This window comes from Spirosoma humi (assembly GCF_054776575.1).
The window spans coordinates 1328-7314 of sequence record NZ_BAAHBR010000019.1 but is presented as its reverse complement, the minus strand read 5'-3'; the positions used below and the strand labels follow the sequence as shown (position 1 = coordinate 7314).

The following is a 5987-nucleotide window of genomic DNA, read 5'->3' as shown; positions in this document are numbered from 1 at the left end:
TACTTCTGGAGCACCGGTGCCAGTGGCAGCAGTGTGAGTGGTCTGGTTGCGGGGGTGTACTCGGTGACGGTGGTGGATGGCAACGGATGCCGGGCCAGTGGTCAGGTGACGATCGGTCAGCCATCGAACATCGTGGCGGTCTACAATCCGGTCAAGCCGGTGTGTCCCTCGACGGTGGGCAGTGTGATGCAGGTGAGCATCAGCGGGGGCACGGCTCCCTACACGTATCTGTGGAGCAACGGGGCCACCACGGCGGGCCTGACGGGTGTCTCCTCGGGTACCTACACGGTGAGCATCACCGATGCCCGGGGCTGCGTGGCCACCGGCTCGGCGGTGTTGCCCAGTGTGGATTGCCGGTGCACGACGCCGTTGGCCATCAACCTGGTGGTGACGGCGGCCCAGTGTGGCTCGGCCACGGGTCAGATCACGGCTACGCCCAGTAATGGCCTGGCCCCGTATCAATATGTGTGGAGCAACGGCCAGAGCGGTCAGACCCTGAGTGGTCTGATGGCGGGGGTGTACTCGGTGACCATCACCGATGCCAACGGCTGCACGGGGGTGAGCGGTTCGATCAACCTGCCGGGCTCACAAGCGCCAATAATCAGCCTGGTGAGCCTGAGCTCGGCCGTTTGCGGTCAGGCGACGGGGGCCATCAGCGTAAGTGCCAGCGGGGGTACGACTCCTTACACCTATCAGTGGAGCAATGGCCTAAGCGGCTCGAGTGTGAGCGGCTTGTCGGCGGGTACTTATACGGTAACTGTGTCGGATGGCAGCGGCTGTGCCAGCACGCTGAGCATCGTGGTGCCGGGTGGTACGACTGTTAGCCTGAGTCCCCTGGCCACAGCCGCAACTTGTGGCGTGGCTAATGGGGTGGCCAGTGTGAGTGTGACGGGCGGCAACGCTCCCTACAGCTACCGCTGGAGCAACGGGGCCACAGCAGCCAGCATTGGCGGCTTGTTAGCCGGTGCTTATAGTGTGACGGTGACCGATGGCGTGGGCTGTACGGCGGTAACGACGGTAAACATCAACTCGATTTCGGGTCCAAGTCTGGTGGTGAGTCATGTGGATGCGGGTTGTTATGCCTCTGCTAGTGGCACGGTGAGTGCGACGGCGACGGGTGGGACCGCCCCCTACAGTTACCTGTGGAGCACTGGCCAGACGGGTCAGAGTGTGACGGGTTTGCCAGCGGGCGTGTACAGCGTGATGGTGACCGATGCCAATGGCTGTAAAGCCAGTGGTCAGGTGACGATCGGTCAGCCATCGATCATCGTGGCGGTTTACAACCCGGTCAAGGCGGTTTGTCCCTCGACGGTGGGCAGTGTGATGCAGGTGAGCATCAGCGGGGGCACGGCTCCCTACACGTATCTGTGGAGCAACGGGGCCACCACGGCGGGTCTGACGGGGGTCTCCTCGGGTACCTACACGGTGACCATTACCGATGCCCGGGGCTGCGTGGCCACCGGCTCGGCCGTCATCCTGCCCGTCACCTGTGCCTCCTGCCTCAACGCCTTCGTCTACCTCCAGGGAGCCCTGGTCGATGCCGATGGCATCTGGCCTGCCAACCCCCCAACGGGTGCCAACAACGAGCCCCTGATGCGGGATGAGCTGCGGGCCCAGAACCTGATTCCCCTGAGCGACCCCTACCGGACGGCGCCTTACCTGACCACTTTCTATCCGGGTGGGGCTGGCTCGATTGCCGCCCTGGACCCCTTCGCCGAGACGATTCTCAACCCGGCGGTGGCTTTGGCGTCCCGTGGGGACAGTTCGGTGGTGGACTGGGTGCTCTTGGAGTTCCGGGATCCGTCCAGTCCCTCGGTGGTCAGGTACACGCGTTCGGGTCTGGTGCTGCGCAACGGGGCGATCGTGGACATGGATGGTCGTTCGTGTCTGGACATCAGCCACGTGGCGGGTGGCACTTATCAGGTAGCGGTTCGTCACCGCAACCACCTGGGGGCGATGACTCAGTCGAGTGTGAGTTTGAACACGGGATCGGTGAATGTGTCGGTGGACTTCCGCAAGTTGACACCGGCTCAGATCTGGCATGACACGACAGATCCAACGGTTGTGAACCTATACGGGGACAAAGAGCGTCGGGACATTTCGTGGGCGGCAGGTTACTATGCCCTGTGGGGTGGGAATGCCAACCGGGATGACAAGACGATCTACCAGGGGCAGCTTAACGATCCTCAGGAAGTATTCAATCAGATCATAACCGCTCCTGGAAATATTTTCAACACACCTTCTTACATTCTTCCTGGGTACTACAGCGGGGATGTGAACATGGATGGGAAGACGATCTTCCAGGGCCAGGAGAACGACACACACATCATATACAACATCATGATTCAACACCCAAGCAATGTCCTCAATAATCCGTCCTTCATCATTAGCCAGCAATTGCCATAGTTGGGCTAATCAACCTCCACCGATCCATGAAACACGTACTTAAAGGTAAATGCGCGATTACCATGAAAGCTGTAGAGAAAGTAATGTGGTTTAGACCCTGGATTCTGCTGCTGCTGCTGCTGGGCGGAGCGGCCAGACCTTCTGTCCAGGCCCAGAATGTACCCGGCTGTGACCCCTTAGGCCGCACCCCCCTGGTCGATTTCCAATTGACCTACGACGTGGCCGCCAATCGGTACACGGCCTGGTACGTCCCTACAGACAACAGCCTGCACCGGGCCGTCACCGGCCAGTTCACCATCATCACTCCCAACGGGTTCACCACCCCGGGGAGTAGTGGTCGGGATGCCAGCTTCCAGATCACCAACATCAACGGGACCTGGACTGACTTTGTGATCGACAATGAACAGATCACTAGTGCCGGGCAAGCGGCTTTACCGGCGTTGAGCGGGGTAGCGGTCCACCAGGTGGGCATGGCCCCGGCGGGGGTGGACATCGACCCCGATGGGGCGGGTCCTCAAACCACGGCAACACCCGTCACGGCGGGTGTTGCCGTGCCCTTGTTTTCTTTTCCGGGCACGGGTTGTGCCTCGGTGGTCCGCATCCTGGTCAATGGCGAACCCATTCGGACAGCTATAATGACTTTTGGTAGTAATGTTAATAATGAAATAACGTTACAGATCCCCCGGGCTGCGGGTCAGCCAGCCCTGGAGCGGTACTGTAAGAATGCCCCCCTCAACACGGTGACCCTGGTGTTGCCCGACATTCAGGACGATACCCAAACCCTATGCGCCACGAGCGCGACCTATTCCAATAACTACTTCACCCAGGTGCTGCGCAACTGGAACCCGGCCAACCTGTCGGCGGGCACCAGTGTGGTGGCCTCGGCCAACCAGCAGTGGGGCAGCTTCACGGTGAGCCCCGCATCGCTGCAGGGCAATGTGAGTTTGAATGCCAGCACGGGGGCTTACACGCTGACCTATCCGACGGTGGGGGGGGTGATCCAGCCGGGCTCGTTGACGATTTGTAACACGCTGAGGGATAACTGTAACACGGGCAGCGATGGGGCGTGTGTGGTTATCTCCTGGCTTAGTTCAGGGTCGGTGTCGATTGCGGCTAGTGGCCCGAACTGTGTATCGGGGGGTGCGGCCAGTCTCACCCTGAGTGCGACGTCGGGTTTCAGCAGTTACAGCTGGGTGGGTGTGGGCTTGACGGCCAGCAGTGGCAACCCGGTGACGGCGACGCTGAGTTCGGCGGGGGTCTATGCCTACACCGTCATCGCTACCAGCGCTGCCGGTTGTAGTACGACGGCAACAACATCATATACACTGGCTAACAGACCAGTTATTGCAAGTGTTACATCAACGAATCCCACTTCCTGTTCAGGAACGAATGGGATATTGACATTAAACGGACTAGTATCTGGAGAAACGTATACTATTGGATATTTAAAGAATGGGGCATCTGCAGTCACCCAAAATCTGACGGCAACGGGTTCCGGTCAGATTAGCCTGAATGGCCTGACCGCTGGTGTCTATTCTATTACTGCTTCGGCCGGTGGGTGTACTAGTGACCCCGTTTCGGCAACCTTAAACGATCCGGCTCCTCCTGCTGCCCCAACTATTGCGGTTAATCCTTCAGGGGTTATCTGTTTGGGTAATAGTGTTATCCTGACGGCTACCGGAGCAGTTGGTGCCAGCTTCAACTGGACGGGCTCTAATTTGTCTCAGGCGACAGGTAGCTCAGTTACAGCGCCTCCAGCAACTGCCGGAAGCTTTGTTTATACCGTGAGTCAAACTGTTGCGGGTTGTAGTTCATCACCCGCCAGTGTGACCGTTACGGTCAACCCAAAGCCGAGTATAACATTATCTGCACTGTCAACAACTGTTTGTGCAGGAGGAAGTATAGGACTGACTGCATCACCATCGGGTGGATTACCAGGCTACACATTTGCTTGGAGTGGTCCTAACTTTTCAACGACATCAACCACTAATACGATAAATATTCCGAACGCTACTGCTTCCAACAGTGGTATTTACTCGGTAATAGTTACCGATGCTAACCAGTGTTCGGCAACGGCGACGACGCCTGTCGCCGTCAGTGTGGTTAACTGCTGTTCGCTCTCGGCAACGGTGGCTACCAACCAATCGACTATCTGTGTTGGAGGAAGTGCTACATTAACGGTAAACGCTTCTGGTAACATAGGTGCCCTGACCTATCAGTGGAGTCCAAATGGTGTAGCAGGAAACAGCCCAACTGCTACGGTCAGCCCGACCGGGACGACAACGTATACCGTGGTTGTTACCGACGCTGGCGCGCCTAATTGTTCTCAAATGGCTGTCGTAACAGTCACAGTCAACCAGCCTCCAGTGGTGCAGGCTACTGTTTCTTCAGGAACGGTATGTATTGGAAGTTCAATAAATTTGACCGCTACTATAAATACAAGTAGTGCTGGACCTTACAATTTTAGCTGGAAAGGTCCCAATGGATATTCGTCCACACAACAAAATCCAATCATAGTTTCAGCCCAGGCTTTCCATGCAGGCAGTTACACCGTAGTTGTAACCGATGCCAATGGCTGTAGTGCAACAGCAACAACGCCATTAGCCTTATCCGTAATTAATTGCCCAGTACCTTGTCCAACGCCGTTGGCCATCAACCTGGTGGTGACGGCGGCCCAGTGTGGCTCGGCCACGGGTCAGATCACGGCCACGCCCAGTAATGGCCTGGCCCCGTATCAATATGTGTGGAGCAACGGCCAGAGCGGCCAGACGCTGAGTGGTCTGATGGCGGGGGTGTACTCGGTGACCATCACCGATGCCAACGGCTGCACGGGGGTGAGCGGCTCGATCAACCTGCCGGGCTCCCAGGCGCCGGTGGTAAGTTTAGTGAGTGTCTCGCCCGCGGCCTGCGGTCAGGCGACGGGGGCCATCAGTGTGAGTGCCAGCGGGGGCTTGCCACCGTATGCTTACCAGTGGAGCAACGGGCTGAGTGGCAGCTCGGTGAGCGGCTTGTCGACGGGTGTGTACACGGTGAGCGTGAGTGATGGCAGCGGCTGCGCCAGCACCTTGAGTGTGAGCGTGCCGGGCAGCAGCAACCTGAGTCTGGTGACCAGCAGCGCTCCGGCGGCCTGTGGTCAGTCCAGCGGCAGTGCGGGTGTGGTGGTGAGTGGAGGCACAGCGCCTTATAGCTATAGCTGGAGCACCGGGGCCAGCACGGCCAGTGTGAGTGGTCTGGTATCGGGGGCTTACTCGGTGACGGTGAGTGATGCGGGGGGGTGTGTGAGCACGACCGTGGTAAATGTCAACTCGGTGAGTGGTCCATCTCTGACGCTGAGTCACGTGGATGCGTCTTGTAACGCGACGGCCAGCGGCAGTGCGAGTGTAGCGGTGAGCGGGGGCAGTAGTCCGTACAGCTACTTCTGGAGCAACGGTGCCAGTGGCAGCAGTGTGAGTGGTCTGGTTGCGGGGGTGTACTCGGTGACGGTGGTGGATGGCAACGGATGCCGGGCCAGTGGTCAGGTGACGATCGGTCAGCCATCGATCATCGTGGTGGTCTACAACCCGGTCAAGGCGGTTTGTCCT

General features: G+C 58.6%; 1 protein-coding gene and 1 pseudogene. Both read left to right on the top strand.

What is annotated here, in order from left to right; genetic code table 11:
- Nucleotides 1–2406 (top strand): annotated as a pseudogene (locus ACYU8Y_RS26485) (hypothetical protein); the annotation flags it as partial.
- Between the two features lie 26 nt (nucleotides 2407–2432).
- Nucleotides 2433–5987 (top strand): Ig-like domain-containing protein (locus tag ACYU8Y_RS26480; RefSeq protein ID WP_460941226.1); only part of this gene is annotated, 3555 nt, incomplete at its 3' end.